This window comes from Alteraurantiacibacter buctensis (genome assembly GCF_009827655.1).
Classification (GTDB): domain Bacteria; phylum Pseudomonadota; class Alphaproteobacteria; order Sphingomonadales; family Sphingomonadaceae; genus Alteraurantiacibacter; species Alteraurantiacibacter buctensis.
Map to the genome: position 1 here is coordinate 655486 of NZ_WTYV01000001.1, position 26631 is coordinate 682116.

A 26631-nucleotide genomic window follows, 5' to 3' on the forward strand; every position below is an offset into this window, starting at 1 on the left:
GCGAGAAACCCTAAGGCTTGAACCGGGCCCCGCGGATGTGGGTGAAGCGCCCGTCCACCACTTCGTACATGGCGATCGTCTCCACTTCTCGGTGGTCGCCCGCCATGGTCGGCCAGATCTCGAAATCGGGCCAGTCGGCAAAGGTATCGAAGGTGGTGCGGCAGTACATGGCTACGCGGGTGGGGGTAACGATCACCTCCAGCGGGGTGACCACTTCGGTGATGTGCGCCTTCACCTGCCGGTAAAAGGCGAGGATGTTGTCGCGCCCCACGATGCGCTTCGATCCGCCCAGTTCGAACACCACGTCATCGGCGTAGAAGCGGCCGAAGCCGGCAAAGTCATTGGCGTTGAAGGCCGCCACATAGCTGCGGAAATCGTCCTCGGTCATGCGGCGCTCTCTCCCACGGGCATGTTGTCGATCAGGCGGGTGGTGCCCAGCCGCGCGGCCACCAGCAGGCGGGCGGGGGCCTTGGGCGCGGTGTCGAGCGGCTCCAGGCTGGCGGCATCGGCCAGCACGGCATAGTCGACCGAGGAGAAGCCGGCGGCGACGATCTCGTATTCCAGGCCGGCCAGCACCGGCCCCACATCTTCGCCGCCCTCGATATAGCCGATGGCCTTGGCCATCAGGCGGTTGAGCAGGCCGGCAATTGCCCGCTCGTCTGCCGAAAGGTAGGCGTTGCGGCTGGACATCGCCAGGCCGTCCGCTTCGCGCACGATCGGGGCGCCAAGGATGTTTTCCACACCGGGGAAAGTTAGGTTGAGGTCAGCCGCAAAACGGCGGATCACGGCCAGTTGCTGCCAGTCCTTCTCGCCGAAAACTGCCAGATCGGGCCGCACCTGGTTGAACAGCTTCAGCACCACGGTGGCCACCCCGGCGAAGTGCCCCGGGCGCACCGCGCCGCACAACCCCTCGGTCAGCCGCTCCACGCTGACGCTGGTGGCAAACCCTTCAGGATACATGACATCGACCGTGGGCGCCCACAGCAGGGCCACCCCGGCTTCCTCCAGCCGCGCCTGGTCGGCGGCAAGCTGGCGTGGATAGGCGGCCAGGTCCTCCTTGGGGCCGAACTGGCGCGGGTTGACGAAGATCGAGACGACCACGTGATCCGCACGGGCCTGCGCTTCGCGCACCAGACTCAGGTGCCCTTCATGCAACGCGCCCATGGTGGGGACCAGCGCCACGCTGCCCCTCGAACGGCGCAGGTCATCCACAGCTTCGCGCAGGGCATTGAGGGTGTTGACGGTTTGCACGCGCGCCCGGCTCCGATAGAGATGCTGTTCGAACCCAGCCGCCTTAGCGCATTCGCCAGCCAGAGAAAGCCCGCCTGATCGTGACCAGCCTTTCCGCGCCCCATGCGGCCCAGCGCATCGTCTTCGCCAACGAGAAGGGCGGCACCGGCAAGAGCACCACCGCGGTGCACGTGGCCGTGGCGCTCGCCTACCAGGGCGCGCGGGTGGCCGCGATCGACCTCGATACCCGGCAGGCGACCATGCACCGCTATATCGAGAACCGCGAGGAAACCCGCGCCCGCCGCAAGATCGAACTGCCCGGCCCGGTGTGCGAGGTGTTCCGCGGCACCACGGTAGAGGAGCTGGAGGAGCAGGCCATACGCCTCGCCCGCAACGCCGATTTCCTGATCTTCGACACCCCGGGCCGTGATGATCCGTTCGCCCGCCACGTGGCGACCGAGGCCGATACCCTGGTCACCCCGATGAACGACAGCTTCGTCGATTTCGACCTGATCGGGCAGGTGGACGCGGAAAGCTTCAAGGTCCGCCGCCTCAGCTTCTATGCCGAACTGATCTGGGAGGCGCGCCTGAAGCGCAGCCGCGCCACGATCGAGCAGCAGCGCCGGCAGATGGACTGGGTGGTGGTCAGGAACCGCACCGGCCACACCGATGCCCGCAACCAGCGCCGGCTTGACCAGGCGCTGGGCGAACTGAGCAAGCGGGTGGGCTTCCGCGTGGCCCAGGGCCTGTCCGAACGCGTGATCTATCGCGAGCTGTTCCCCAGCGGGCTGACCCTGCTGGACAAGGGCCACCTGGGCGAACTGGGCACCAGCCACCTGGTCGCCCGGCAGGAACTGCGCAGCCTGGTCGCCCAGCTCAACCTGGTGGTGCCCAAGGCCGCCCCGCAACGGGTGCTGGCGGCAGAGGGAACCGCCTGAACCATGACCCGTTTGCTGTTCGCCGCCGGGGTGATATGCCTGTTATTCAGGATGATAACCGGACGCTGGCCGTGGCAGCCGAAGGTCTCCACTCGCCAGCAGGCGGTGCTGAAGGCCCGCAGCCTGCTGGGTGTCGATGCGCGGGCGGGGCGCGACGAGATCGTGCTGGCGCACCGGCGGCTGGTGGCCCTGGTCCACCCCGACAAGGGTGGCACCAACAGCCAGGTCCACGAGGCCAATGCCGCGCGCGACCTGCTGCTGAACGAGTTGCCGGGCGATCGCTGATCGCTGGCGTGCAGAAAAGCCACGCGCCGGTAACCTTCCGGCGCCAAAGACCGGGATGATGATGACACACACCTTCGATTCCACCGTCCTTCGCGAATACGACATCCGCGGGATCATCGGCAAAACCCTGGGTGCGGACGATGCCCGCGCTATCGGCAAGGGCTTCGGCACGCTGGTGCGCCGGGCAGGCGGCAACAAGGTGGTTGTCGGCTATGACGGCCGCGTATCCAGTCCGATGCTGGAACATGCGCTGGTGGAAGGGCTGACCTCCACCGGGGTGGATGTGCGCTGCATCGGCCTGGGGGCCACGCCCATGCTCTATTATGCCGAAGCCTCAGCCGAAGACGTGCAGGGCGGCATTCAGATAACCGGCAGCCACAATCCCCCCGATTATAACGGCTTCAAGATGGTATTTCAGGGGCGACCGTTCTTCGGCGCCGACATCCTGAAGCTGGGCGAGATGGCGGCGGCGGGCGACTGGGACAGCGGTGTCGGCGGGACCGAGCACGTAGATATCATCGATGCCTATGTCGACCGGCTGCTGCAGGGCCTGGACGGGATCGATCCCGAGGTCCTGGCCCGTCTCAAGGTGGGCTGGGACGCGGGCAACGGCGCGGCCGGCCCCGCGCTGGAGAAGCTGGCGGCCCGCCTGCCCGGCGAACACCACTTGCTGTACACTGCCGTTGATGGTCATTTTCCCAATCATCACCCTGATCCGACTGTCCCCGAAAACCTTGAGGATTTGCGAAGCCTTGTCTCCGCAAAGTCCCTCGATTTCGGAGTTGCTTTCGACGGCGATGGCGACCGCATCGGCGCAATCGACGGCGAAGGCCGCATCATCTGGGGCGATCAGCTGCTGATGATCTATGCGGAAGAACTCTTAAGTAGAACTCCGGGGGCGACGATCATCGCCGATGTGAAGGCCAGCCGCGCGCTGTTCGACCATGTCACCGCACACGGCGGCAAGCCGCTGATGTGGAAGACCGGGCACTCGCTGATTAAGTCCAAAATGAAGGAGGCTTCCTCGCCTCTTGCCGGCGAAATGAGCGGCCACGTGTTCTTTGCCGATGGCTACTATGGCTTCGACGACGCGCTCTATGCCGGGATTCGCCTGATCGCCGCCGCTGCCCGCCTGGGCAAGACGGTCACGCAGTTGCGCGGCGAGATGCCGGCCATGCTCAACACGCCCGAACTGCGCTTCCAGGTGGACGAGAGCCGCAAGTTTGCCGCGATCGAGGAGGTGAAGGCCCGCCTTGCCAACAGCCCCGACCAGGTCGACGGCACCGATGGCGTGCGCGTGACCAGCAAGGACGGCTGGTGGCTGCTGCGCGCCAGCAACACGCAGGATGTGCTGGTCGCCCGTGCCGAAAGCGATACCCAGGAAGGCCTGGACCGGCTGCTGAAGCAGATCGATGACCAGCTGGCCGCCAGCGGGCTTGAGCGGGGGCCGCAGGCAGGGCATTAATCGCCTCCTGGCAAAGGGGGCTGAAATGGCGGGATTCAAGGCAGCACTGACAGCGGTGATCCTGGCGCTGACGCCGGCGGCCGCGCTAGCGCAGGACAGCGATGCCGGTCTGGCCGGCTTCGGCGAGGCGATGGCCGGACTGTTCGCTCCACCCCCGCCGCTCACTGCCGAGGAGCAGGCCCGCCTGCCGCTGGCCATGGCCCTCGCCGACAAGGTCGTGCCAGCCGGATCGCTGGGCAGCATGATGGATGGCATGATGGGCGGCATGTTCGGCGCGATCATTGGCACCGATGGCGAGCCCAGTGCGCGGGATGTCATCAGCCGCCGGGTGGGTGTTTTCTCCGTCGACACTGACGCCATCACCGACCAGCAGGCAACCCGCATCGCCGACCTGCTGGATCCCGCCTGGCGCGAGCGTGAAACGCGCAGCCGGGAATTTACCGAACAGGCGATGGGCCGGGTGATGCAGGCGGTGGAGCCGGTGGTCCGCCAGGCGATTGCCGAGCTTTACGCGATCCATTTCAGCGAGGCGCAACTGGCCGATATCGATGCCTTTTTCGCCACCCCATCGGGCGCGGCCTATGCCCGCCAGTCCTACCAGATGGCCAGCGACCCGCGGCTGGCGGGCACGATGATGCGTATGATGCCCGAAGCCATGGGCCAGATGGGATCGATCCAGGCCGAACTGGACGCGGCCATGGCGGATCTGCCCCGTCAGCGCAATTATGCCGACCTTACGCCCAACCAGCGCAAGCTGCTGGCCCAGTGGCTGGGCGTGGCGGCGGAGGATCTTGAATACGCGCTGATGGATGCCACCCCGTCCTTCGCCGAATAGCGTAAGGGTCGATCGCGGGCGCTGGACAAATCCCCGCGCTCGTTCACACTCTGCCCCGGACATCAACGGGCAGGGGCACGGCATGGCAAGCACGGCGGCAAGGGGCGCAACTTCGGGCCTGATCCTCACGCGCAGCCCGCTGCTGCGGATCGTCACCCTGCTGGTGTTCTACTTCACGCAAGGCTTTCCCATCGGCCTGTTCGTCTATGCCATCCCCGCGTGGATGGCGGCGAACGGGGCCGATACCACGCAGGTGGCCGCCGTGGTCGGCATGGCCAGCCTGCCGTGGTCGCTGAAGCTGGTGAACGGCTTCATCATCGATCGCTATACCTTCCTGCCAATGGGCCGCCGCCGGGTGTGGATCATCGGCGCGCAGAGCCTGCTGGTGCTGGCCCTGCTGGCGGGTGCGCTGATCGCTCCGCTGCCGCTGGACGTGGCGGTGCTTTCTGCCCTGGCGTTCTGCGCCAACGTGGCGGTGACTTTCCAGGACGTGGGCATCGACAGCCTGGCGGTGGACATCATGCCCGAGGATGAGCGCGCCAAGGCCGGCGGCATCATGGGCGGGGCGCAACTGCTGGGCATGTCGGCCAGCATGGCGGGCGGCGGCTGGCTGCTGGAGCTGTCGGGCATCACCGGGTGCCTGGCCGTGGGTGCGGTGATCCCGGCGGCCGTGATGCTGTTCGGCGTGATGCTGCGCGAGCGCGAGGGCGAGCGCCGCCTGCCATGGACTGCGGGGCGTGCGCATCCGCACAACCTGGCGGTGCAGGTGGAAGCATGGTGGCCGCTGCTGAAAGCCAGCTTCAAGGCGATGGTCGTGCCGCTCAGCCTGTGCCTGATCCCGATCCTGCTGGTCCGCTCGCTCCATGCGGGTGCCTTTGAAAGCTTCCATCCGGTGATGTTCCAGGAACGGGCCGGGTGGAGCGCCACCGATTACAGCAGCTTCAGCTCGATCCAGAGCCTGATTTCCGGTGTCTTTGCCATGATCGTCGGCGGGCCGCTGGTCGCCCGGATCGGGGCGCAGCGGGCGTTGATCTTTGCCTTGGCAGGCGGTGCGGCGGTGATCCTGGCGATGGCCCTGCTGCCCCACTTGTGGAGCGAGACCTGGTTCCTGATGACCACGCAGGTGACGCTGGACCTGTTCGCCATGGTCTATTTCGTCTGCGGCATCACGCTGTCGATGCGGATGTGCGACCTGAAGGTGGCGGCCACCCAGTTCACCGTGTTCATGGCGCTGGGCAACTTCGGCCGCCCGCTGGGGGCCAGCCTTGCCGCGGCCACCGCCGGGGCGGGCCACCCGGTGCTGATGTACCTGCTGCTGGCCGGGCTGTGGGGCGCGATGGTGGTGCTGATGCTGCTGGTCCGCTTCCCGCACGAGAACCGCACCCAGCACGTGGTGGCACAGGACTTGCCGCAGGGCGAAGGGCCGCCGCCACGCGTGAACTGATCGCCCGCGCCGTTGTGGCGGGGGTCTGGCCCCCCTATCTCTGAGCCATGGCCGCCGCCCCCCCCGTTCGAGCTGCATGGGTTCCCTCGGAGATCGCCCACTGGTTTGCAGGGCGCGGCTGGACCATCCGTCGCCATCAGCTGGACATGATGGCCGCCGCCGAAGGGGGCCAGCACGCGCTGCTGGTGGCCGATACCGGCGCGGGCAAGACGCTGGCCGGGTTTCTGCCCACACTCGCTGCCTTCTGCCCGTCGGTGCTGCAGGGTGCGCCCTTGCCTGAAGGGCTGCACACGCTCTACGTCTCGCCGCTGAAGGCGCTGGCGCACGATGTGCAGCGCAACCTGATCGCCCCGGTGGAAGCCATGGGGCTGCCGGTCACGGTGGAAACGCGCAGCGGCGATACCCCGTCCGATCGCAAGAAGCGCCAGCGCGCCCGGCCGCCGAGCGTGCTGCTGACCACGCCCGAAAGCCTCAGCCTGCTGCTCAGCTTCCCGGACAGTGTGGACCTGTTCCGCACCCTGAAGCGCGTGGTGGTGGACGAGGTGCACGCCTTCGCCACCCAGAAGCGCGGCGACCTGCTGGCCCTGTCGCTGGCCCGCCTGCAGACCATTGCGCCCGCCATGCAGCGCGTGGCCCTGTCCGCCACGCTGGCCGATCCGGCAGGCTTCTGCGCCTGGCTGGCTCCCGATGGCGAGATCGATTCGGTGACGCTGGTGGAGGGCGAGCCGGGAGCCGAGCCGCTGGTGGAGATCCTTGAGGCCGAGGATGCCCGCGTTCCCTGGGGCGGCCATGCGGCAAGCTGGGCGATCCCGCAGCTTTACGAGCGGATCAAGGCCAACAAGACCACGCTGGTCTTCACCAACACCCGCTTCCTGGCCGAATACGTGTTCCAGCAATTGTGGGACGTGAACGAGGATAACCTGCCGATTGGCGTCCACCACGGTTCGCTCTCTGCGGAAAGCCGGCGCAAGGTGGAGGGGGCCATGGCGCGGGGCGAACTGCGGGCGCTGGTGGCCACGGCCAGCCTGGACTTGGGGGTGGATTGGGGCGATATCGACCTGGTGGTGCAGATGGGGGCGCCCAAGGGCTCCAGCCGCCTGCTCCAGCGCGTGGGCCGCGCCAACCACCGGCTCGACCAGTCAAGCAAGGCGCTGCTGGTGCCGGGCAACCGCTTCGAATTCCTGGAGGCGCTGGCGGCCAAGGATGCGGTGGACGCCGGGCAGCGCGATGGCGAGGACTTCCGCCCCGGTGCGCTGGACGTGCTGGCCCAGCACCTCATGGCCTGCGCCTGCGCCGCGCCGTTCCACGAACAGGCGCTGCTGGCCGAGGTGCGCTCCACGCTCGCCTATTCGTGGCTGGACGAAGGCGTGTGGGCCCGCGTGCTCAACTTCGTGGCCACCGGTGGTTATGCGCTGAAGGCCTATGACCGGTTCCGCCGCATCGTGCGTGACCGGGAAGGGGTGTGGCGGCTGGCCCACCCTGACCAGGCCACGCGCCACCGGATGAACGCGGGGATCATCGTCGATTCGGAGATGCTCACCGTGCGCTTTCGCAACGGCAGGTCGCTGGGCAAGGTGGAGGAGCGCTTTGCCGCCAGCTTGCGTCCTGGCGATACCTTCCAGTTTGCCGGCCTCGGCCTGGAGGTGGAAAGCGTGAAGGACATGGAACTGGTCGTCCGCGCCAGCAGCAAGGCGGCGATGATCCCCAGCTATGGCGGCCTGCGCCTGCCGCTGACCACCCACCTGGCCGACCGCGTGCGCGCCCTGCTGGTCGATCGCGCCGGCTGGGCCCGCCTGCCGGACGAGGTGCGCGAATGGCTGGAGGTGCAGGACTGGCGCTCGAAACTGCCCGGGCCGGATAACCTGCTGGTGGAAAGCTTCCCCCACGGCGGGGTGCACTACACGGTCTACTACACCTTCTGCGGGTGGAACGCCAACCAGTCGCTGGGGATGCTGCTGACCAAGCGGATGGAGGATGCCGGGCTGATGCCGGGCGGCTTCGTGGCCAACGACTATTCGCTGGCCGTGTGGGGCCTGAAGCCGGTGGAGGACCCCCGGCCCTTGCTCAGCCCGACGATCCTGGCCGAGGAATTCGTCGACTGGGTGCAGGACAGCTACCTGCTGCGCCGCGCGTTCCGCGAGGTGGCGGTGATCGGCGGGCTGGTGGAACGCCAGCATCCCGGCAAGAAGAAGAGCGGCAGGCAAGTCACCTTCAGCACCGACCTGATCTATGACGTGCTGCGCAAGTACGAGCCCGACCACGTGCTGATCGAGGCCGCCTGGGCCGACGCGCGATCCAAGCTGACTGACATGGACCGCTTGGCGCAGGTGCTGGAGACGAGCGCGCAGCGTGTGGAACACGTGGTGCTCGACCGGGTCAGCCCGCTGGCCGTGCCGGTGCTGGTGATGATCGGGCGCGAGGCGGTGCCGCAAGGCGCGGCAGACGAGGAGCTGTTGCTGGAGGCGGAGAGCCTGAGCGCGGCAGCGATGCGGGTTTGAAGGTTATTCCACCCAGCTGGGATCCGCACAGCCACTGGGCAGGCCGCCCGGGTGGTTCACCGCGCGGGGGCGTGGCGTCAGGTCTTCGTAGGTCCTGAAGCGCTCGAGTTCGCCGAAGCAGAAGCGCCGGTTGCTGCCCACCTTTTCGACCACTGTCGCGAGGGTCAACAGGGTCATGGCATAAGGCGCGTCAGGATCGGGATCGAAGACAATGAAGGGTTCGAAAGGTTGGGACAGCGTTTCGTCCAGCCTGTCTTCCAGTTCTTCCGGCAAGACCCGGATGCCATTCGATCGCACGACACCATAAGCAGTAACCGAAAGCCGGATCACGGGCGTTCTGGCCAATGCCAGGCGCTCTTGATGGTCGAGTATGCTCGGCGGCGGCAGGTTGACCATCAGGGTGTGCGTGGGTGTTTTGTCGGTTGCGGCAACCAGCGCCATCGCCAGCAGCAGAACACCAGCGAGCGGACCCATTTGTATACGCCTTATCGGCTGGCCATGATCGAAGACGGCGACGGCGTGGCGCAGCCGCCGCCTTCGGGATGGCGGGCTGGTCACTTGCCGAACTGGCGGAACTGCTCGTTGCCGATAAAGGCCAGATTTTCGATCCGCTCCTCGCCCGTCAACGCGATCACGTGGACCACCGCGTTATAGCTGGCCTGCGGGTCGGGCTCGAAGCCGACCACCGGCTGCTCGGCCTGCGCCGCCACCCGGGCAAGGCGCTGGCGCAGGGTGGCACTGTCGACCGGCTGGCCATCCCAGTACGGCTGGCCGGCGGCATCGACGGTCAGGCTCACCTGCTCCACCCGGCTGACCGATGTGCCGTCCTGCGGCAGGTCCACCGGCGTCTGGTGGGTGGCGATCGGCACTGCCAGGATCAGCATGACCAGCAGCACCAGCAGCACGTCGATCAGCGGGGTGGTGTTCATCTCCATCATCGGCTTGCTGGCAGCGGCACCGTAGGCATCGGCGCGATAGGCCGGATAGGGGCGGCGGAAACGGCGGACGGGTTGGGGAAGGGCCTGGACAGTCATGGCGATGCCTCCTCTCGGATCCTGCCGTCTTGTGCAACAGGTAACAAGATAACATCACCACCCAGGCGCTTTGTCAAGTCCACAAGTTGGGAAGGCGTTGGAGGCACGCGGCGCTGGTGGTGGGCAGCGCCGCGGCAAGCCTGGATGGCCTCCTGGCTTGCCGAGGAAGGACCATCGCTCTTGTGCATGAGGCCGGGGACGGGGCCTTGGTGCCGTTCTCCCCACGCCGCCTTCCGCCCAAAGAAAAAGGGGCGGTGTTACCCGCCCCTTGATCTTGCTGTCAGCGAAAAGCCGGTGAAGGCTTACTTGCCGAACTGGCGATACCGCTCGTTACCCACGAAGCCGAACTTGGTCACGCCCGAGCTCTTGATGATGTTGAGCACCTGCGACGAGATCTCGTAGCTGGCCTGGGCTTCCGGCTCGAACTGCAGTTCCGGCTCGACCGAGTAGGTCAGCGTCTGCTGCAGCTGGTAGACCAGACCGCCCTGGTTGACGGGATTGCCGTTCCACAGGATCTCGCCACCCGGGGTGATCACCACCTTGTTGATCACGGGATCGGGCGGAGGAACCAGCGGGGGCGGGCTCGGCGCGGGCAGGTCGATGTTGACCGCGTGGGTAGCAATCGGGATGGACATGATGAAGCAGATGAGGAGCACGAGCAGCACGTCGATCAACGGCGTGGTGTTCATTTCCATCATCGGCTCGCCATCGTCGCTGCCGCCTGACATTGCCATGTTGTGTTACTCCTCAGACTATCTCGATCCGACCGGGGCTTAGTTGCCCGGATCGATCGGGTTCGAGATGAAGCCGACCGTGGGATAACCGGCCGCCTGGATGTTGTAGATGGTGCCGGCAACGCAGCGCCACGGGGCGTTTACGTCACCACGGATGTGAACCTGCGGGATAAGGTCCGGGTTCGCCATCATGGCTTCGGCACCGCCGGCGCGCTTCACGAGCTGGTCCAGCCGCTGGAACGCCTTGTCGTACAGTTCCTGCGAGTCCACCGGGGTCACGTTGTTGAAGAACACCCGGCATTCACCGTTGCGCGACGCGCCCGCATAGGCCGTGTCCGTAAACCCCGGCTCAAGTCCGGCGTCGTCGGTGGTGGTGATGGTGATCAGGAGGTTCTCCACCTTGTTGTCCGATTCGATCGACCGGATGATCGGGATCTTCAGTTCCTCGACCGTCTGGATCGCCACCGGAACGGCGATGATGAAGATGATCAGCAGCACCAGCATCACGTCCACCAGCGGGGTCGTGTTGATGTCGGACATCGGCTTTTCGTCGCCGTCTCCGCCCAATGCAATGGCCATGTTACTTGTCCTGTTTCAAATGGGGCTGGCTGGGTTGGCGGCGGGGCTGGCCAATGGCCGGGCCCCGCCGATGAACCAGATCAGCCTCAGGCCTTCGGGGCCGGCTTGGCCGGAGCGGCCGGGGCAGCAGCCTTGGCCGGGGCAACCGTCGGCTTGATCGCGCCGTTCGAAGCCAGGTTGGCCAGCAGTTCCACCGAGAAGCCCGACAGCATGGCAGCGATCTTCTTGTTGCGGTTCTGCAGGTAGTTGTAGGCGAACACGGCCGGCACGGCGACCAGCAGGCCGATGGCGGTCATGATCAGTGCTTCACCCACCGGGCCGGCGACCTTGTCGATCTGGGCCGAGCCGGCGATGGCGATACCGATCATGGCGCGGTAGATGCCGACCACGGTGCCGAGCAGACCCACGAACGGCGCGGTGGCGCCCACGGTGGCGAGGAACGGCAGGCCCGAAGCCAGCTTCGAGTTGATGGCGCTTTCCGAACGGGCCAGCGTGCCGTGCAGCCAGTCATGGGCTTCCAGGCTGTCGGTCATCTGCTTGTGCTGCGATTCGGCGGTCAGGGCGTCGTCCACCAGCTGGCGCCAGGCGCTGTTCTTCTCGAACTTGCCGGCACCTTCCGAGATGCTGCCCGAACGCCAGAAGTTGGCGCGGCCGGCGGCATACTGCTTCATGATCTTGTTCTGCTCGATCCACTTGGTGATCATGATGTAGAACGAACCGACCGACTGGATCACCAGGATGGCCAGAATGGTCCAGGCGACGGGGCCGCCCTGTTCCATGGCTTCCTTGAAGCCGAACTGGTTCTGGATTTCTTCAGCGCCGGCCGCGCCAGCGGCAAGAAGGTCAATAAACATGCGAAACGTCCTCTCTTAGAGATCAGGTAAATAGGTGAAAAATCATTCGCCCAGGCGATAGACGATGGTCATCGAATCGCGCCCGGAGGTGGGGTTGCCGGCATCGTCCAGCGCAGGCTCGTAGCGGGCATAGCGCTGCATGCCCTCGCAAGCTGCCTGGTCGAGATCTTCCGAGCCCGAGCTGGCGGTCACCGAACAGGCGGTCACGCGCCCGTCGGGGCCCACCGTCACGGCCACGCCAACGTTGCCCTCGATCTCGCGCTGGACGGCGCGACGGGGGTAGTTGCTCTGGATGCGGGCGGCCCAGCGGTTCTGGCCATCACGCTGCGCGGCACGGGCCCGCGAGGGCGGCGGCGGTGCGGCGGGAGGGGCCGGCGGGGCCGGCGGCGGCACGATGCGAGCCGGCGGTGCGGGCGGCGGGATGCTGTCCACGGTGCGGATCGGCGGCGGGGCCGGGGCAATGTTGATCGGTGCCGGCGGAGCCACGGGCGGCGGCGGAGCCACTTCCTGGTCCGGCGGCGGTGGCGGCGGTTCCTCTTCTTCGGGTTCCGGCTCAGTCACATCCACCGTGGTCACCCGCTGCACGACCTCCTTGACCGCGCTTATGGCGAGGCCGGTCACCAGCAGGTACCCAATCACAAGGTGGATGAGGGCAACGATGACAATCGAAACAATCCGACTGCCGCTCATCTCTTGGTCAGCGTAAGCCATCCAGTCCCATCACTCCATTTCCATTCGCCGGACGATGTCCGGCCATCGCGGCAGATTGCAGACCGGGGAGTCTGCCTGCCGCAGCGAAGATTTGTCCACCCCGAATTTCAAGAGCGGCCTGAGGGGGATACCGGTCCAGCGCACCCCTCGTTCCCGGGACCGCCTGTTGTGTTATGGCAGCAGACCCGTTCGGGCCGGGTCTTAACGACACACTAACGTGTGGGCAATCCGCTTTGTCCGTTCAGATACGATTCACGTCCCGTGGCCCCCTTTGCGGCTGCATTGTGCGTCGAAATGTGACATTGCCCAATCGCAATTCGGCGTATTTCCGAGGATCGAGCCATGGCTCCAAAGGTACGAATCTCCCCCCCGGCGAATCTCTCCTGGCGATCCGCCGGGGCGATCATGGCAGCGCTTGCATGGCTGGCGCAACCCGCCACGGCGCAGCAACGCGATGCCAACGATCCGGCGGGCATGTTCCGTGACCGGAACGCGCCGGCTGCCCCGGCGGCAACCCCGGCGCCCGATCCGCTGACCTATGCCGACCTGGTGAGCCTGGCGCAGGCGAGCGAGCTGGTGCTGCGGGTGGAGATCCGCGACCAGCGCAATGTTCCGGTAGAGCGCGCGCCGGGCCTGGCGCCGGGCCACGCGCGGCTCTACCTGCAAGCGCGTACACAGGCCCTGCTGGCCGGGGCCGGGCCGGTGGGCGAGAACAGCGCCTTCCTGACCGATGTGCCGCTTGACGCGCGCGGCCGCCGGCCCAACCTGAAGCGCGGCGTGTACCTGCTGTTCGCCAACCGTGTGCCCGGCCGCCCGGGCGAGTTGGTGCTGGTGGGGCGCGGGGCCATGCAGGTGGCCGATCCGCTGCTGGAACAGCGCCTGCGCACCGTGCTGACGCAACTGGTGCAGAGCACTGTCCCGCCGGTGATCGAAGGCGTGCGCGAGGCGATCTCGGTGCCCGGCAACCTGGCGGGCGAATCGGAGACCCAGGTGTTCCTGGCCACGCAGGGTGGCCAGCCGGTTTCGCTCAGCGTGGTGCGCCGCCCGGGCATGCCGCCCGCCTGGGGCGTCTCGTGGAGCGAGATCGTCGACCAGTCGGCCCGCCCGCCGCAGCCCGAGACGCTGGAGTGGTTCGCGCTCGCCTGCCGCCTGCCCGATTCGCTGCCCGAGAGCGCCTTCCTGCAGAGCGATCCCGCTTCGCGCACCCGGGCGCGGGAAGACTATGCCTTCGTCCGCCGCGAGCTTGGCAATTGCGCCCGCACCATCTAGGTGCGCCGGCAGGATTCTAGCCGGACGGGGACTTTCATGACTGCACCGCTTCGCATCGCCCTTGCGGGCCTGGGTACCGTGGGCGCGGGCGTGGTCCGCCTGCTGGCCGAGAACCACGCGCTGGTGACCGCGCGCGCCGGCCGCCCGATCGAGGTGGTCGCTGTCAGCGCCCGCAACCGCACCAAGGACCGGGGCGTGGACCTGTCCGCCTTCGCCTGGGAAGACGACATGACCGCGCTGGCCACCCGCGATGACGTGGACGTGGTGGTGGAACTGGTCGGCGGCAGCGATGGCCCCGCGCTGACCCTGGCGCGCACCGCGCTGGCTGGCGGCAAGCAACTGGTCACCGCCAACAAGGCGATGATCGCGCACCACGGCATGGAGCTGGCGGCGCTGGCCGAACAGCACGGCGCGGCGCTGAAGTACGAAGCGGCGGTGGCCGGGGGCATTCCGGTGATCAAGGGGCTGGGCGAGGGCGCTGCCGCCAACCGGATCGACCGCGTGTTCGGCATCCTCAACGGCACCTGCAACTACATCCTCAGCCAGATGGAATCGACCGGCGCTGACTTCGGCGTGGTGCTGAAGGCGGCGCAGGACCTGGGCTATGCCGAGGCCGACCCGGCGTTCGACATCGAGGGCGTGGACGCGGCCCACAAGCTGGCCATCCTGGCGGCGCTGGCCTTTGGCACGGCGGTGGATTTTGCCGCGCTCGACATTTCCGGCATCACCCGCATCCGTGCGGCGGATATCGCGCAGGCCGACGCGCTGGGCCACAAGATCCGCCTGGTCGGCCAGGCCGAGCTGCAGGCCGATGGCCGCCTGTTCCAGCGCGTGGCCCCGGTGCTGGTGGCCAAGAGCCACCCGCTGGCATCCGTAGACGGCCCCACCAATGCCGTGGTGGCCGAAGGCAACCACGTGGGCCGCCTGCTGTTCGTGGGGCGCGGCGCGGGCGATGGTCCCACCGCCAGCGCCGTGGTGGCCGACCTGATCGATATCGCCCGCGGCAATGCCACCCCGGCCTTCGGCGTGCCGGTGGGCATGCTGAGCGCTGCTGCCCCCGCCGATGCCGGCCACCGCAAGGCCCGCGCCTACATGCGTTTTGTCGTGGCTGACCGGCCCGGCGTGCTGGCCGAGATCACCGCCGCCATGCGCGATGCCGGGGTCAGCATCGAGAGCCTGATCCAGCAGGGCCGGGCTGAGGAGGGTGGCCCAGAGTCCGAATCGGTGCTGGTCGCCATCGTCAGCCATGAAGGCCCGGAAAGCGCGGTGAGCGCGGCGTTGCAACTGCTCGAAGGCTCGCCTTCGATCAGCGAGCCGCCGCTCGTGATGCGCCTGATCGGTTAAGGTTCCTCGATCTTCGCTTCCCCCTCTGCCACCGGCCCGTCGTACAGCCGCGCGGCCTCGGAATCGGGCGGGGTTTCGGGCAGTTCGCTGAAGTCTACCATGATCGCGGGCGGCGGCACGCTGCCCAGCCCGCCGACGCACACGGTGTAGGAACTGCACGGCGGCATCCCGAACACGTCCGGCGCGCGCGGCACGCCGCTGCCGGTCACGCCGATGTCGGCTTCCACGGGGCTGTCGAAGGTATAGCGCTCGCCGTCCTCCCATTCGCGGCAGACCACGATCGTGTCGGGATCGGGGTTGGCCTGGTCGCATTCGCGCGGCCGCTCGCGCCTGCGCCCTGCAAGATAGGGGCTGGTGGCCTGCTGTGCCGGGCTCGCCTCGCGTTCATCGGCCGGACCGTAGGTGGCATCCTGCGCGGCGGCGGGATCGGCGGGGACCAGTAGCGCAAGGGCGGTCAGCAGTGTGCCGAAGGCCAACCGTATCGACATTGCAACATCCCCGTCCTAAGCCCCGCACCCTTCGTGGGCGGGAGTGAATTGCCGATGAATGAGGGTGAAGAGGCGCAGGTTCGGGACGAGCGCTCCCCGCTCGACCGGGTGCTGGTGATGGAGCTGGTCCGCGTGACCGAGGCCGCCGCGACCGCTGCCGCGCGGCTGGTGGGCCGGGGTGACGAGACCGCCGCCGACGAGGCCGCTGTCTCTGCCATGCGCGCCGCTTTCGACCGCCTCGCCATCACCGGCACCGTGGTGATCGGCGAGGGCGAGCGCGACCATGCGCCGATGCTCTACGTGGGCGAGAAGCTGGGGGCGGGGAAGGGCCCGGCACTGGATATCGCGGTCGATCCGCTGGAAGGCACCACCATCACCGCCAAGGCCGGGGCCAATGCCCTGGCCGTGCTGGCCATCGCCGGCCACGGCTGCCTGCTCAACGCGCCCGACATCTACATGGAAAAGATCGCCGTCGGCCCGGGCTATCCGGAGGGCGTGGTCAGCCTGGCGAACAGCCCGGAGGAGAACGTCACCGCGCTGGCCGCAGCCAAGGGCGTCGCGCCGGCAGACCTGATGGTCTGCGTGCTTGACCGGCCGCGCCATGCCGAACTGATCGGCCGGCTGCGGGCCATGGGCTGCGGCATCCAGTTGCTGCCCGATGGCGACATTGCCGCAGTGATCGCCACCACCGATCCGGCCACCGGGGTGGACCTCTACATGGGCAGCGGCGGCGCGCCCGAAGGCGTGCTGGCGGCGGCTGCGCTGCGCTGCACCGGCGGGCAGTTCGAGGGCCGCCTGATGTTCCGCCACGAGGCCGACCGGCGGCGCGCCTTCGACTGCGGCATCACCGACAGCGAGCGCATCTACCGGCTGGACGACCTGGCGCGGGGCGACTGCATCTTTGCCGCCACCGGGGTGACCGATGGCTCGCTGCTGCGCGGCGTCAGCCAGCGCCGCCGGGCCGACGGGACCATGGTCCACTGTACGCACAGCGTGGTGATGCGCGCTTCCAGCGGAACGGTGCGCTGGGTCCAGGCGGAACACCGCCTGGGCTGAGAGTTCTCAGGCGGCCGAGGCGGGGACGGGCGCGGGGGTTGCCGCCGGGCCGGCCAGCTCGATCCGTTCGGCCAGGTAATCCAGCACCACCCGCTCCGGCGGCGGCTGGATCTGGCCGCGCGCGTTCAGCAGCATGAAGACCATCAGGATCGGCATCATCAGCGCCTGGAACGAGATGACGATGGCAAAGCCCAGCACCGTGGTAGCCCAGTTGGGGAGGCCATGGTGCCCGCTGGTGGCGCTGCGCGATGCGTCGGCCAGGCCGATGGCAATGGCGCGCTGGTGACCCACGTTGGTGCCCAGCTTCAGGCAGGTGACGCGACGAATCCGCTGGCCTGCGGCGAGGCTGGCGGGCGGACGCTGGATCGATCCGTCGTCCACCAGGATCGCTTCGATGGTTACGTCATCGCCGGCAAATTCGGCATCGATATCGGCCAGCAGGCGCTCGGCCGATTCCCAGTCGTTGAACACGGGCATGATCACCCGCAGGTCCGGCTGCGCGGTCGTGCCCTGGCTGCTGGCTGTCGACATTGCGGCCCCGTTTCCCCTTGCCGCCCAGGTGATATCCCCCAGGGCGCTTGGGTTCGAGTATGGGGCCGCCGCAGCGCGGCCAAGGTGAGCCACCCCCGGAAAAGCCGAACCGGCATTCCTATCCCCAAGCGGGAACCGGGCGCAGGTTGCAATCGCGTGACGCTTGGCTAGAGCCTGCCTCTGCGAATCCTACGCCCGTTGCGACCCGACCAAGAGGCCCGTTTCCCATGAAGATCATGTCCGGCAACGCCAACCTGCCGCTGGCCCGCGCGATTGCCGCCTATCTGGAAGTGCCGCTGACCGATGCCAGCGTGCGCCGCTTTGCGGACGAGGAGATCTTCGTCGAAATCCACGAGAACGTGCGCGGCGAGGACGTGTTCGTGGTGCAGCCCACCAGCTTCCCGGCCAACGACAACCTGATGGAGCTGCTGATCTGCATCGATGCGCTGAAGCGCGCCTCGGCCAAGCGGATCACCGCCGTGGTGCCCTATTTCGGCTATGGCCGGCAGGACCGCAAGCCCGGCCCGCGCACGCCGATTTCGGCCAAGCTGGTGGCCAACCTGATCACCCAGGCCGGGGCCAACCGCGTGCTGGCGGTGGACCTGCACGCCGGGCAGATCCAGGGCTTCTTCGATATTCCCACTGACAACCTCTATGCCGCCCCCGTGATGGCGGCGGACATCCAGGCGCGGCTGGGCGGGACCGACCTGATGGTCGTCTCGCCCGACGTGGGCGGCGTGGTGCGCGCCCGCGCCCTCGCCAAGCGGCTCGACAACGCTCCGCTGGCCATCGTCGACAAGCGCCGCGAGCGCCCGGGCGAGAGCGAGGTGATGAACATCATCGGCGACGTGAAGGGCCGCACCTGCATCCTGATCGATGACATCATCGATTCCGGCGGCACCTTGTGCAACGCGGCCGAGGCCCTGCTTAAGGCGGGGGCCAGCAGCGTTACCGCATATATCACCCACGGGGTGCTGTCGGGCGGGGCAGTGGCCCGGATCAACGCCTCGATGCTGACCGAGCTGGTGATCACCGACACCATCCTGCCGACCGACGCGGCCCGCGATTCGGGCAAGATCCGCGTCCTCACCGTGGCCCCGCTGGTGGGCGAGGCGGTGCGCCGCATCGCCGACGAAAGCAGCGTGTCGAGCCTGTTCGACTGATGGCGCGGCGGATCGTCCTCGCAACCGTTCCCGCGCTGGCGCTGGCCGCCTGTTCCACCGCGCCCGCCGGGCCGCAGTCTGTCGCGGTCTATGACCCGCCGCCGGGGATCAACCAGGTGCTGGAAGACCGCATTGCCGCCGCGCCCGGCCATTCGCTGATCGTGGGTGACCTCAACATGGGGCCCGGCGCGCCGATCCCGCGCCACTTCCACCATGGCGAGGAGTACATCTACCTGATCGGCGGCAGCGCCACGGTCAGCCGCGCGGGCCAGCCTGACCTGCAGCTTGGTCCCGGCCAGAGCGTGACCATCGCTCCCGGCGTGGTCCACTGGGGCACGGCGGGTCCGGAAGGGATGCGCGGCATCTCGGTGTGGATCAAGGACGACGACCACCCCTTGCGCGAGATGGTGGCGGAGTAGGCCGCGCGGGGCGCCTCAGCCCTGCTCCCACGGCTTGGGCTCGCCCGGGGTCAACCGTTCCAGCAGGGCCAGGCGGCGTGACTGGCGGCTTTCCAGCGCCAGTGTCATCAGCGGTTGCGGGGTCTGCCGGAACTGGCGCGGCGACAGGCCGAAAAAGCGGGTGAAGTCGCGGATCAGGTGGCTCTGGTCGTAATAGCGCAGCATCAGGTCTTCCGCCTCGGCCTCGTCGGCCACGCCGCGCAGGTGGCTGGCCATGTCGAGCGCCCGGGCACGGCGCATCACCTGCTTCGGGCTGAGGCCGAAGTCGCGCAGGCACAGCCGCTCCAGCCGCCGTTGGGTGACGCCGCAGCTTTCAGCGAAACCGGCGATGCTGGCGGCGGGATCGACCAGCGCCAGCATCTCGAATTGCTGCGTCACCGGATCCGGCGGCGGAGCCTGGCGCTGCTGCAGGAAGCCGCGCACGGCGTTTTCCAGCAGTTGCAGCATGGCCTCGGGATCGTCCCCGGCGGCCTCCAGCGGGTCGAGCACCCGGTCGAACGGCAGGCCCAGGTCGGCCATCGGGGTGATCCGGTCCACGAAATCGCGCGCCGGCTTGCCGGTGGCCGCGGGGCCGGCCCCGGGCCGGATCGCCAGCCCCACGCTGGTAAAGCTGCCGGTGACGCTGACCGGCATTGCCTTGCTGTGATTGCCGAAATGAAGTGCCGCGCGCCCGTTGTGGCGCGGGCCGTCCACCGTCTGCGCTTCCCACTGGCCCTGCAACTGGATGCGGATGAAGGCGGTATCGCAGAACAGGTGACAGTCCAGCCGGTAATCGGGCGGCATCTGCACCTTGGCGACATAGAGCCAGGCGATCCACGGCAGCAGGTCGGGCGCGGGCAGGCGGTTGTAGCTGAGCGGCTGGCCATCGCGCGACTGGCCCAGCCGTGTCACCACGGCGGGATCACGCCCCGGTTCCGCCCGCCTGCTCATGTGCGACCACTCAACTCCCTGTTGTGGGAGAGAATATCCCGCCTGCCGCATTGGTCAATCGCCGATTGTACCGCCCGTTACGGTTGCCGCAGGGCTTGACGGGGCGGGCAATGCTGACGATTGCCTTGGCCCATGAACCTCGCCGCCGAAATCGCCCTTGCCCACCGCCTCGCCGACGCCGCCCGGGCCGAGATCCTGCCGCTGTTCCGCACGCCCGTGTCCAGCGAGGCCAAGGGCGATGCCACGCCCGTCACCATTGCCGACCGCAATGCCGAGGAAGCCATGCGCCGCCTGCTGAAAGCGGAAATGGGCCAGGACGGGGTCCACGGCGAGGAATTCGGCGTGGAAGAGGGCCGCTCGGGCCGGCAGTGGGTGCTCGACCCGATCGACGGCACCACCGCCTTCCTGGCCGGCCGCGCCACATTCGGCACGCTGATCGCGCTGCTGGTGGATGGCTTCCCCGTCTTGGGCCTGATCGACCAGCCGGTGCTGGGTGAACGCTGGCTGGGCGTAGCCGGGCAGGCCACCACGCTGAACGGCAAGTCCGTAAACACCCGCCAGTGCCGCGAACTGGCACGCGCCACCATTGCCACCACCGGCCCGCAATACTTCACGCAAACCGAGGGCGAGATGTTCATGGCCCTGGCCAGCCAGACCGATCACAAGCGCATGGTCATGGGCGGCGATTGCTACAACTACGCGTGCCTTGCCACCGGCCATATCGACGTGGTGTGCGAGGCGGGCCTGAAGCTGCATGACTTTGCCGCGCTGGTGCCGGTGGTGGAAGGCGCGGGCGGCCTGATGTGCGACTGGAACGGCGAGCCGCTGCACGGCCAATCGGACGGCCATGTGCTGGCCCTGGGCGATCCCGCACGGCTGGAGGACGTGCTGGGTGCGCTGGCGGGGGCGCCGCCGGGACATGATCACGGGCACTGACGGGCGGCTGAAGCCGCAGGAACGCTAGCGCCCGCTGGCGGCCGGAAGCACCCGGATGCGCACCATCCCGAATCTGTCGTTCGGCAGGGGAGCCATGCGTTCGTCACCATTCAGAACGCGGCCGTTCTGCCATTCGCCATCGACATAGCGGCCTTCCTGATAACGCACGACTTCCAGCCTGCGGCCGGACTCGTCGGCGATCACCAGGTCGACATCCTTGCCCGCCAGCAGGAATTCGTCCTCTGCCAGCATGATGATCAGCCCGCTGGGCCTGAGGTCGGACATTTCGGCACGCCCCCAGCCTGCGGTCTGGGCACGCGGCTCCGGCGCCGGTGCCTGGACCGGCACGCCCATGTCGCGGAATCGGCGGTTCACGGCTTCGCGCTGCCCCTGCACCGTAAGCCGGTAGCCGGGAAAGGTGATCTGGCGCACTTCCTCTGCGGCCAGCGCAAAGCCGGCGATGCGATTGTCTGCCTGGGCGCGGGCGATTACGGGCAAGGCTCCTGACAGAATGCCATAGGCATCGGAAAGCTGGTTGCCCGGCAAGCCATCCTCGATGCCGAACGGCGCGAAGCCGAATCCATCAAGCGCGCCCAGCGTGGTGAACAGGTTGCCCACTTCGAACCGCGCCTCGGGCACGAATACGGCGCCCTGGTTGGCGGCATATTGACCGGCCCAGCCGGCATAGTCATCGACGTAGATGTCGGGCGAAAGCCAGTCGAGATGCGGCGCATTCGCCTGCCAGATGTCGAACACGCGGGGCACCGGCCCGCCGGACGGATAGGCACCTGCCGCATCCCCGGGATTCTGCGGCCCCAGCCAGGCGTTGGCGTACATCGGCAAGGGCAACTCGCGCTTACCGGCGGCGGCGACGTGATCGATATAGCGGCTCACGCCCCAGGCCATGAAGGCTTCGTGGGCCTGCCAGTCATCGCCGAACACCTGGCTCCACGTGCCACTGGTGCGCGATCCGTTGGCCGCCCACAGCGCCTGCAATGATGGTTGCAGGTTGCCGCGCCGCAGGCGGGCAAGGATGGTGGCGGGCACCTGCCCGCGCCAGGCGCGGTTCGCCAGATCGGATCGGTCACGGCTGTCGCCCAGCAGGCCGGCCTCGTTCTCCACCTGCACGGTAATGACGGTGTGCTGCGGATCGACCCGGGCCAGATGGGCCATAAGGGCGGCAAAGGCGCGCGCATCGGCGGCCATGGTGTCCTCGTCGAACACGCTGAGCACGGGATCGCCCTGATCGAACGGGTTCGCGCCGGCCGCAGTCTCCGCACGCGAGAAGCGGTTCCGGTCAGCCAGCACCCAGGCGGGCGCAAAGGTCGACTTCGCGTTCTTGGTGGTGCCGAACCACAGCAGCACCAGCCTCAGCCCGTGTGCCCGCGCCTGGCGCAACTGCTCGTCCACCAGGGCAAAGTCGTATTGCCCTTCCGCCGGTTCGACCAGTTCCCAATAGACGGGCGAGACCACGGTATTGAGGTTGAAGCCCTGCAAGCGGGGCCAGATCGGGGCAATGTATTCGGCGCTGGAGGCGGTGGAATTGTGGACCTCGCCAGCCAGGGCAATGAAGGGCTGCCCGTCAACGATCAGCTGCAACTGGCCGTCGTTTCGGACAACGTGCGGCAGCGGCGCATCCTGCGCCTGCGCCGGCAAGGAAAGGGCGGCGGCGATGGCTGCCGTGCACAGGGCGAGCATCAGGCCGGGCTTGCGGGTTGCCTTCATGAAATGGGCTCCTCTAGATCCGTATTACTCGGAGTATATAATGACGGCTTCGAGGGAGTAAACGTTTTTAGAACAGGGCTTCTATTATTAGAGTGCGGAGGCTCCTCGGAAGGCAGCCGCTCGGGGGCGCGTACCCGGGCCCGCAGGTGAAGCGTGTTTGCCTTTCCCGCCCGTCAGGCCGTCACACGCTCGTCCCTACCAGGTTCCCGATCGCCGCTGTCAGGCCCATCGCCAGCGCACCCCAGAAGACCACGCGGGCCACCGGGCGCAGCGGCTTCGATCCGCCGGCTTTCGCGCCGACTGCTCCCAGCAGGGCCAGGAACAGGATCGATCCCACCGCCTGTCCCGGCACCACCAGCCCCATCGGCAGGAAGGCGGCCAGCGCCAGCGGCAGGGCGGCCCCGGCGGTGAAGGTGCCGGCGGAGGTGACGGCGGCCAGCACCGGGCGGGCCTCGGTCATGGCGGTGATGTGCAGTTCGTCGCGCGCGTGGCTGCCCAAGGCATCGAAGGCGGTCATCTGCTGGGCCACCTTGCGGGCGGTTTCCGGGTCCACTCCGCGCGCCTCGTAAATGCCCGCCAGTTCGGCCAGTTCGGCATCCGGTGTGCTGGCCAGCTCAGCCTTCTCCCGGGCGATATCCGACTGCTCGGTATCCGACTGCGAACTGACCGAGACATATTCGCCCGCCGCCATCGACATCGCGCCGGCCACCAGCCCGGCCACGCCCGCCACCAGGATCGCCGGGCGGTCCGCGCCCGATGCGGCCACGCCCAGGATCAGGCTGGCGGTGGAGACGATCCCGTCATTCGCCCCCAGCACGGCGGCGCGTAGCCAGCCGATGCGGGAAACCAGGTGTTCTTCGCGGTGCGGTCTCATGCGGTCTTCTCCCCCTCTGTCCCCGCCGCGTGCAGCAGCGAGGTATCGATCAGTTCTTCCACGAACAGCGCCAGCAGCGCGGTGTGCGACGCAACCCCCGCCTTGGCATAGATGCGCGCCAGTTGCGCCCGCACCGTTCCCGCAGCCGCACCGCGTAAGGTCGCAATCTCGGCCACGTCGCAGCCTTTCAGGGCAAACAGCGCCACGTCGGCTTCCGCCGGTGTCAGGTGCCACTGGGCAAAGCGCAGTTGCACCAGTTGGGCCAGCGCGCCGCGGGCCACGGCCACGGCGGCCTCGTCGGCCCGGGCGGCCAGCACCAGGTGGCGGATCTGGATCGCCCCCAGCACCACCGATATCAGCAGGGCCACGGCGGCAATCCCTTCCACAATCAGGTGGCCATCGGCCGGCTCGCTTGCCAGGTCTCCCGCCAGGTCGGCCAGGAAGAAGGCGGCGGCGAGCGCCTGGAGGGCCACGACGATGGTCATCGCCGTGGCCCGGTGTTCCAGCTTGCGTGCCCGCCCCTGCATGGCTTGCGGTTTACCGGCGGCGGGGCAGCATCGCCAGCACAACCTGCCGCCCGCTGCGCCGCGTTTCGAAGACCACGCCGGCGATGTGCAGCACGATCAGCAGGTACAGCAGGTTGACGGCGACTTCGTGGAGCTCCTCCATCCCGTCTTCCTCATGGCCTTCACCGCCCTCGCGGGCTTCCTCGCCCTCCTCGCTTTCCTCGCCGTATTCGGCAGAGGCATAGGCAGCGGGGCGGTCTTCCTCGTGGCTCTCGCCCTGCGGCGGGAACCCGGCCATGGCGATGCCGGTGGCGATGATCACCCCCAGGCACGACCAGATGGCATAGACCATCAGCGCGCCCAGCGGGTTGTGGCTGGCGTGCTCGGCCTGCTCGCCCCGGCGGATTTCGCCGATATGGCGCAGCGCCCGCACCGGGCTGGGGGGGAAGGCGGTGAAGCGCGCCTCTGCCGGGCCGATCAGGCCCCACAGCAGGCGCAGGGCCAGGATGGCGGCCAGGGCATAGCCGACCCATACGTGGGCCGCGCTGCCTTCCTCGGTGATCACGGCATTGGCGAGGATGGCCGCAACTATGGTCCAGTGGGTCAGCTTGACCACCGGATCCCAGCGGCGTGTGTTCGTGGTGGCGGTCATGGCGGCAATCTCCTTGGCTTTGATGCCAGCGACCGGCCGGGTGAGGGATGGGGGAAGGTCACGGGGCCGGCCGCTGGCAGGGGCAGACATGGGCCCGGTGGCGGGGTGGGGGAATCGGCGCGGCGCTTATCGCGGCCCGGATAAGCGGGTGCTTACGGGCACAAAGTGCTGTCCTACAGCCGCGCCGGCCTGCCAGGGTGTCCGCGAATCGCTCTTTCCCATCGCCGGCCGCCCCTTTTGGGCTTGTACAGACCCTCCGCCCCGTCTGTACTTCATCAACTTGGGGCGGCCCCATGCAGGCGCGGACTCTGGCCGCTTGCCTTTTTGCCCGCGCCCCACTAGGGGCCCTCCCTTCACTGACACGTGATTCATCTGCCGGTCTGGCCACAAGGGCTGCCAGGGCTGGTTGGACGTGTCCCTTTGAAGGAGACGAAAATGCCCAAGCTGAAGACCAAGAGCGGTGTGAAGAAGCGCTTCAAGATCACCGCTACGGGCAAGGTCAAGCATGGTGTCGCCGGCAAGCGCCACCGCCTGATCAGCCACAATGCCAAGTACATCCGCCAGCAGCGCGGCACCAAGGTGATCTCCGATGCCGATGCACGGACGATCAAGCTTTGGGCGCCCTACGGGCTAAGCTGAGGAGTACTGACAGATGTCCCGTATCAAGCGCGGCGTAACCACGCACAAGAAGCACAAGCGGATTCTGGACGCGGCCAAGGGCTATCGCGGCCGCCGCAAGAACACCATCCGCGTCGCCAAGCAGGCGGTCGAGAAGGCTGGCCAGTACGCGTATCGCGATCGCAAGATCAAGAAGCGCAACTTCCGCGCCCTTTGGATCCAGCGCATCAACGCTGCCGTCCGCGTGGAAGGCCTGACCTACTCGCAGTTCATGCACGGCGCCAAGCTGGCCGGCATCAGCCTTGACCGCAAGGTGATGGCCGATCTGGCGATGAATGAAGGCGCTGCCTTCACCGCGATCATCCAGCAGGCCAAGCAGGCCCTGCCGGCCTGATCTGCCTGCCTTCCGGCGCACAACAAAAGGGCGCGGGCGACACCAGTCGCCCGCGCCCTTTGTCTTTTCTCACCGGGCAAACCAGTCTTGCCATCCCCGGCCCGGGGCATAAGATCGCCGCCGAAAGTGGGTCGCCGATGTCAGCCAGTTTCGCATTGAACGTGCGCTATTACCGATTGGCCGACGAACTGGCCCCCTACTTCACCGTTCTCTACCGCTTTGATCTCGATTGCGCGGAAGGGGATCTGGTGCAGGACCAGTTGCATCCGGAATGGTCCGCGCTGCGTTTCACCCAGTCGGGCACGCCGCCGCAGGCCGGGATCACGCCCGATCCCATGCTGCCCACCTATCCGCTGGTTGCCAGCGGGCCAACCAGCCGGGCGATCCGCTTCGGCCTCACCCGATCGCGCATCTGGGGCCTGGGCCTGCATCCGGCGGGCTGGGCCCGGTTCGTGCAGGCGCCGGCCAACAGCCTGGCGGACCGGATCGTGAATGCCGGCGAGCTGGAGGCTTTCGCGGCCTTCCACCCTGTTGCCGGTATCGTGCAAGGCGGCGGGGAAGACCCGGACGAGACCGCCAGGCAGGTCAACGCCCACCTGCTGGCCCTTCCGCGCGCTCCGTTCGCTGCGGAAAGCCAGGTGCTGGCCTGCCAGGCTGCCCTGCGCGATCCGGACATGGCGGACGTGACCCAGCTTGCCGCACGCCTGGGCGTCAACCGTCGCAGCCTCGAGCGGCTGTGTGGCCGGTATTTCGGGTTTCCGCCCAAGCTGCTGCTGCGCCGCCAGCGGTTCCTGCGCAGCCTGGCGCGCTACATGCTCCAGCCGCTGGACACCTGGTCCGATGCACTCGACCTGCACTATTACGACCATGCCCACTTCGTGCGCGACTTCCGCAGCTTCATGGGGATGACCCCTACAGAGTATGCCGAAATGCCCCATCCGATCATCGAACGGATCATGGCCCAGCGCATGGCCGACCAGGGTGCCGCACCGCAGACCGATCTGCCCACCGTGGCGCGCTATGGTGCCGAGGTGCGCTCGCTCGATTAGGGCTTGGGTCCGGGCAACAGGGCGGCTAACA

The 26631-nt window shown here is 67.6% G+C and carries 30 protein-coding genes; 15 read left to right on the plus strand and 15 right to left on the minus strand.

Going from position 1 to position 26631, the window contains the following annotated elements; genetic code table 11:
• Nucleotides 1-10: 10 nt before the first annotated feature.
• Both GRI99_RS03115 and panC read right to left on the minus strand, forming a co-directional pair.
• Nucleotides 11-388, minus strand: coding sequence for a nuclear transport factor 2 family protein (locus GRI99_RS03115; RefSeq protein WP_160770513.1), 378 nt, complete (start codon nt 386-388; stop codon nt 11-13).
• Complete coding sequence (gene panC / locus GRI99_RS03120) at nt 385-1251, minus strand: pantoate--beta-alanine ligase (RefSeq protein WP_160770514.1); 867 nt, start codon at nt 1249-1251, stop codon at nt 385-387. The genes GRI99_RS03115 and panC overlap by 4 nt, the downstream gene beginning before the upstream one ends.
• 80 nt (nt 1252-1331) lie before the next feature.
• Between panC and GRI99_RS03125 the strand changes: the two genes are divergently transcribed.
• The 6 genes from GRI99_RS03125 to GRI99_RS03150 all read left to right on the plus strand — a co-directional run bounded on the left by GRI99_RS03125 (nt 1332) and on the right by GRI99_RS03150 (nt 8695).
• Nucleotides 1332-2168: a division plane positioning ATPase MipZ gene (locus tag GRI99_RS03125; RefSeq protein ID WP_337192842.1), complete on the plus strand. Its 837-nt coding sequence runs from the start codon at nt 1332-1334 to the stop codon at nt 2166-2168.
• A 3-nt stretch (nt 2169-2171) separates the two neighbouring features.
• Entirely contained in the window at nt 2172-2453 is a 282-nt protein-coding gene (locus GRI99_RS03130; protein ID WP_160770515.1) for a J domain-containing protein, read from the plus strand.
• A gap of 61 nt (nt 2454-2514) precedes the next feature.
• Entirely contained in the window at nt 2515-3918 is a 1404-nt protein-coding gene (gene pgmG, locus GRI99_RS03135; protein ID WP_160770857.1) for a phosphoglucomutase/phosphomannomutase PgmG, read from the plus strand.
• A 25-nt stretch (nt 3919-3943) separates the two neighbouring features.
• The gene (locus GRI99_RS03140; RefSeq protein ID WP_160770516.1) at nt 3944-4753 is read left to right on the plus strand and encodes a DUF2059 domain-containing protein; all 810 of its coding nucleotides are present in this window, start codon (nt 3944-3946) and stop codon (nt 4751-4753) included.
• A gap of 82 nt (nt 4754-4835) precedes the next feature.
• The gene (locus tag GRI99_RS03145; RefSeq protein WP_160770517.1) at nt 4836-6197 is read left to right on the plus strand and encodes an MFS transporter; all 1362 of its coding nucleotides are present in this window, start codon (nt 4836-4838) and stop codon (nt 6195-6197) included.
• Nucleotides 6198-6244: 47 nt separating this feature from the next.
• Nucleotides 6245-8695 carry a ligase-associated DNA damage response DEXH box helicase gene (locus GRI99_RS03150; RefSeq protein WP_160770518.1) on the plus strand — a complete coding sequence of 817 codons (2451 nt, stop codon included), beginning with the start codon at nt 6245-6247 and terminating at the stop codon, nt 8693-8695.
• A 3-nt stretch (nt 8696-8698) separates the two neighbouring features.
• Here GRI99_RS03150 and GRI99_RS03155 read toward each other — a convergent pair whose 3' ends face one another.
• From GRI99_RS03155 to GRI99_RS03180, 6 genes are all read right to left on the minus strand, one after another.
• On the minus strand, nt 8699-9169 hold the full coding sequence (locus GRI99_RS03155; protein ID WP_160770519.1) for a biopolymer transporter ExbD: 471 nt from the start codon (nt 9167-9169) through the stop codon (nt 8699-8701).
• A gap of 80 nt (nt 9170-9249) precedes the next feature.
• Nucleotides 9250-9729, minus strand: coding sequence for an ExbD/TolR family protein (locus GRI99_RS03160; protein WP_160770520.1), 480 nt, complete (start codon nt 9727-9729; stop codon nt 9250-9252).
• 302 nt (nt 9730-10031) lie between these two features.
• The gene (locus GRI99_RS03165) at nt 10032-10463 is read right to left on the minus strand and encodes an ExbD/TolR family protein (protein WP_160770521.1); all 432 of its coding nucleotides are present in this window, start codon (nt 10461-10463) and stop codon (nt 10032-10034) included.
• A 39-nt stretch (nt 10464-10502) separates the two neighbouring features.
• Nucleotides 10503-11042 (minus strand): ExbD/TolR family protein, encoded by a 540-nt coding sequence (locus tag GRI99_RS03170; protein ID WP_202392900.1) that lies wholly within the window; start codon nt 11040-11042, stop codon nt 10503-10505.
• Nucleotides 11043-11128: 86 nt separating this feature from the next.
• Nucleotides 11129-11896 carry a MotA/TolQ/ExbB proton channel family protein gene (locus GRI99_RS03175; protein WP_160770522.1) on the minus strand — a complete coding sequence of 256 codons (768 nt, stop codon included), beginning with the start codon at nt 11894-11896 and terminating at the stop codon, nt 11129-11131.
• A 42-nt stretch (nt 11897-11938) separates the two neighbouring features.
• Nucleotides 11939-12607 (minus strand): energy transducer TonB, encoded by a 669-nt coding sequence (locus GRI99_RS03180; protein WP_160770523.1) that lies wholly within the window; start codon nt 12605-12607, stop codon nt 11939-11941.
• Between the two features lie 405 nt (nt 12608-13012).
• On the opposite strand from GRI99_RS03180, the gene GRI99_RS03185 reads away from it, so the two are divergent.
• Together GRI99_RS03185 and GRI99_RS03190 are read left to right on the plus strand one after the other, a co-directional pair.
• Complete coding sequence (locus tag GRI99_RS03185) at nt 13013-13876, plus strand: hypothetical protein (protein WP_160770524.1); 864 nt, start codon at nt 13013-13015, stop codon at nt 13874-13876.
• 36 nt (nt 13877-13912) lie between these two features.
• Nucleotides 13913-15220, plus strand: a complete 1308-nt coding sequence (locus GRI99_RS03190) for a homoserine dehydrogenase (RefSeq protein WP_160770525.1) — start codon at nt 13913-13915, stop codon at nt 15218-15220.
• Here GRI99_RS03190 and GRI99_RS03195 read toward each other — a convergent pair.
• Nucleotides 15217-15708, minus strand: a complete 492-nt coding sequence (locus tag GRI99_RS03195) for a hypothetical protein (RefSeq protein WP_160770526.1) — start codon at nt 15706-15708, stop codon at nt 15217-15219. The genes GRI99_RS03190 and GRI99_RS03195 overlap by 4 nt on opposite strands.
• 54 nt (nt 15709-15762) lie before the next feature.
• Here GRI99_RS03195 and glpX point away from each other — a divergent pair, with 54 nt between their 5' ends.
• Nucleotides 15763-16764, plus strand: a complete 1002-nt coding sequence (glpX, locus tag GRI99_RS03200; protein ID WP_160770527.1) for a class II fructose-bisphosphatase — start codon at nt 15763-15765, stop codon at nt 16762-16764.
• 6 nt (nt 16765-16770) lie between these two features.
• Here glpX and GRI99_RS03205 read toward each other — a convergent pair whose 3' ends face one another.
• Entirely contained in the window at nt 16771-17295 is a 525-nt protein-coding gene (locus GRI99_RS03205; RefSeq protein WP_160770528.1) for a glycosyltransferase, read from the minus strand.
• A gap of 227 nt (nt 17296-17522) precedes the next feature.
• Here GRI99_RS03205 and GRI99_RS03210 point away from each other — a divergent pair, with 227 nt between their 5' ends.
• Together GRI99_RS03210 and GRI99_RS03215 are read left to right on the plus strand one after the other, a co-directional pair.
• Nucleotides 17523-18458 carry a ribose-phosphate pyrophosphokinase gene (locus tag GRI99_RS03210; RefSeq protein ID WP_160770529.1) on the plus strand — a complete coding sequence of 312 codons (936 nt, stop codon included), beginning with the start codon at nt 17523-17525 and terminating at the stop codon, nt 18456-18458.
• On the plus strand, nt 18458-18877 hold the full coding sequence (locus GRI99_RS03215; protein WP_160770530.1) for a cupin domain-containing protein: 420 nt from the start codon (nt 18458-18460) through the stop codon (nt 18875-18877). The genes GRI99_RS03210 and GRI99_RS03215 overlap by 1 nt, the downstream gene beginning before the upstream one ends.
• A 15-nt stretch (nt 18878-18892) precedes the next feature.
• Here the strand turns inward: GRI99_RS03215 and GRI99_RS03220 are convergent, their stop codons facing one another.
• Nucleotides 18893-19846, minus strand: a complete 954-nt coding sequence (locus GRI99_RS03220) for a helix-turn-helix domain-containing protein (RefSeq protein ID WP_160770531.1) — start codon at nt 19844-19846, stop codon at nt 18893-18895.
• Nucleotides 19847-19978: 132 nt separating this feature from the next.
• Between GRI99_RS03220 and GRI99_RS03225 the strand changes: the two genes are divergently transcribed.
• Entirely contained in the window at nt 19979-20782 is an 804-nt protein-coding gene (locus tag GRI99_RS03225; protein ID WP_160770532.1) for an inositol monophosphatase family protein, read from the plus strand.
• A 24-nt stretch (nt 20783-20806) separates the two neighbouring features.
• Here the strand turns inward: GRI99_RS03225 and GRI99_RS03230 are convergent, their stop codons facing one another.
• From GRI99_RS03230 to GRI99_RS03245, 4 genes are all read right to left on the minus strand, one after another.
• Nucleotides 20807-22507, minus strand: a complete 1701-nt coding sequence (locus tag GRI99_RS03230; protein WP_202392901.1) for a GH35 family beta-galactosidase — start codon at nt 22505-22507, stop codon at nt 20807-20809.
• A 181-nt stretch (nt 22508-22688) separates the two neighbouring features.
• Nucleotides 22689-23381, minus strand: coding sequence for a VIT1/CCC1 transporter family protein (locus GRI99_RS03235; RefSeq protein WP_160770533.1), 693 nt, complete (start codon nt 23379-23381; stop codon nt 22689-22691).
• A complete protein-coding gene (locus GRI99_RS03240; protein ID WP_160770534.1) occupies nt 23378-23908 on the minus strand; it encodes a helix-turn-helix transcriptional regulator in 531 nt (176 codons plus the stop codon). Before GRI99_RS03240 ends, GRI99_RS03235 begins: the two co-directional genes overlap by 4 nt.
• Nucleotides 23909-23918: 10 nt before the next feature.
• Nucleotides 23919-24539 (minus strand): cytochrome b/b6 domain-containing protein, encoded by a 621-nt coding sequence (locus tag GRI99_RS03245; protein WP_202392902.1) that lies wholly within the window; start codon nt 24537-24539, stop codon nt 23919-23921.
• A 435-nt stretch (nt 24540-24974) separates the two neighbouring features.
• Here GRI99_RS03245 and rpmI point away from each other — a divergent pair, with 435 nt between their 5' ends.
• The 3 genes from rpmI (at nt 24975) to GRI99_RS03260 (ending at nt 26600) form a co-directional block, all read left to right on the plus strand.
• Nucleotides 24975-25178 (plus strand): 50S ribosomal protein L35, encoded by a 204-nt coding sequence (gene rpmI / locus GRI99_RS03250; protein WP_160770536.1) that lies wholly within the window; start codon nt 24975-24977, stop codon nt 25176-25178.
• A gap of 13 nt (nt 25179-25191) precedes the next feature.
• Entirely contained in the window at nt 25192-25551 is a 360-nt protein-coding gene (gene rplT / locus GRI99_RS03255) for a 50S ribosomal protein L20 (protein ID WP_160770537.1), read from the plus strand.
• A 137-nt stretch (nt 25552-25688) separates the two neighbouring features.
• Nucleotides 25689-26600 (plus strand): helix-turn-helix domain-containing protein, encoded by a 912-nt coding sequence (locus tag GRI99_RS03260; protein ID WP_160770538.1) that lies wholly within the window; start codon nt 25689-25691, stop codon nt 26598-26600.
• Nucleotides 26601-26631 lie beyond the last annotated feature (31 nt).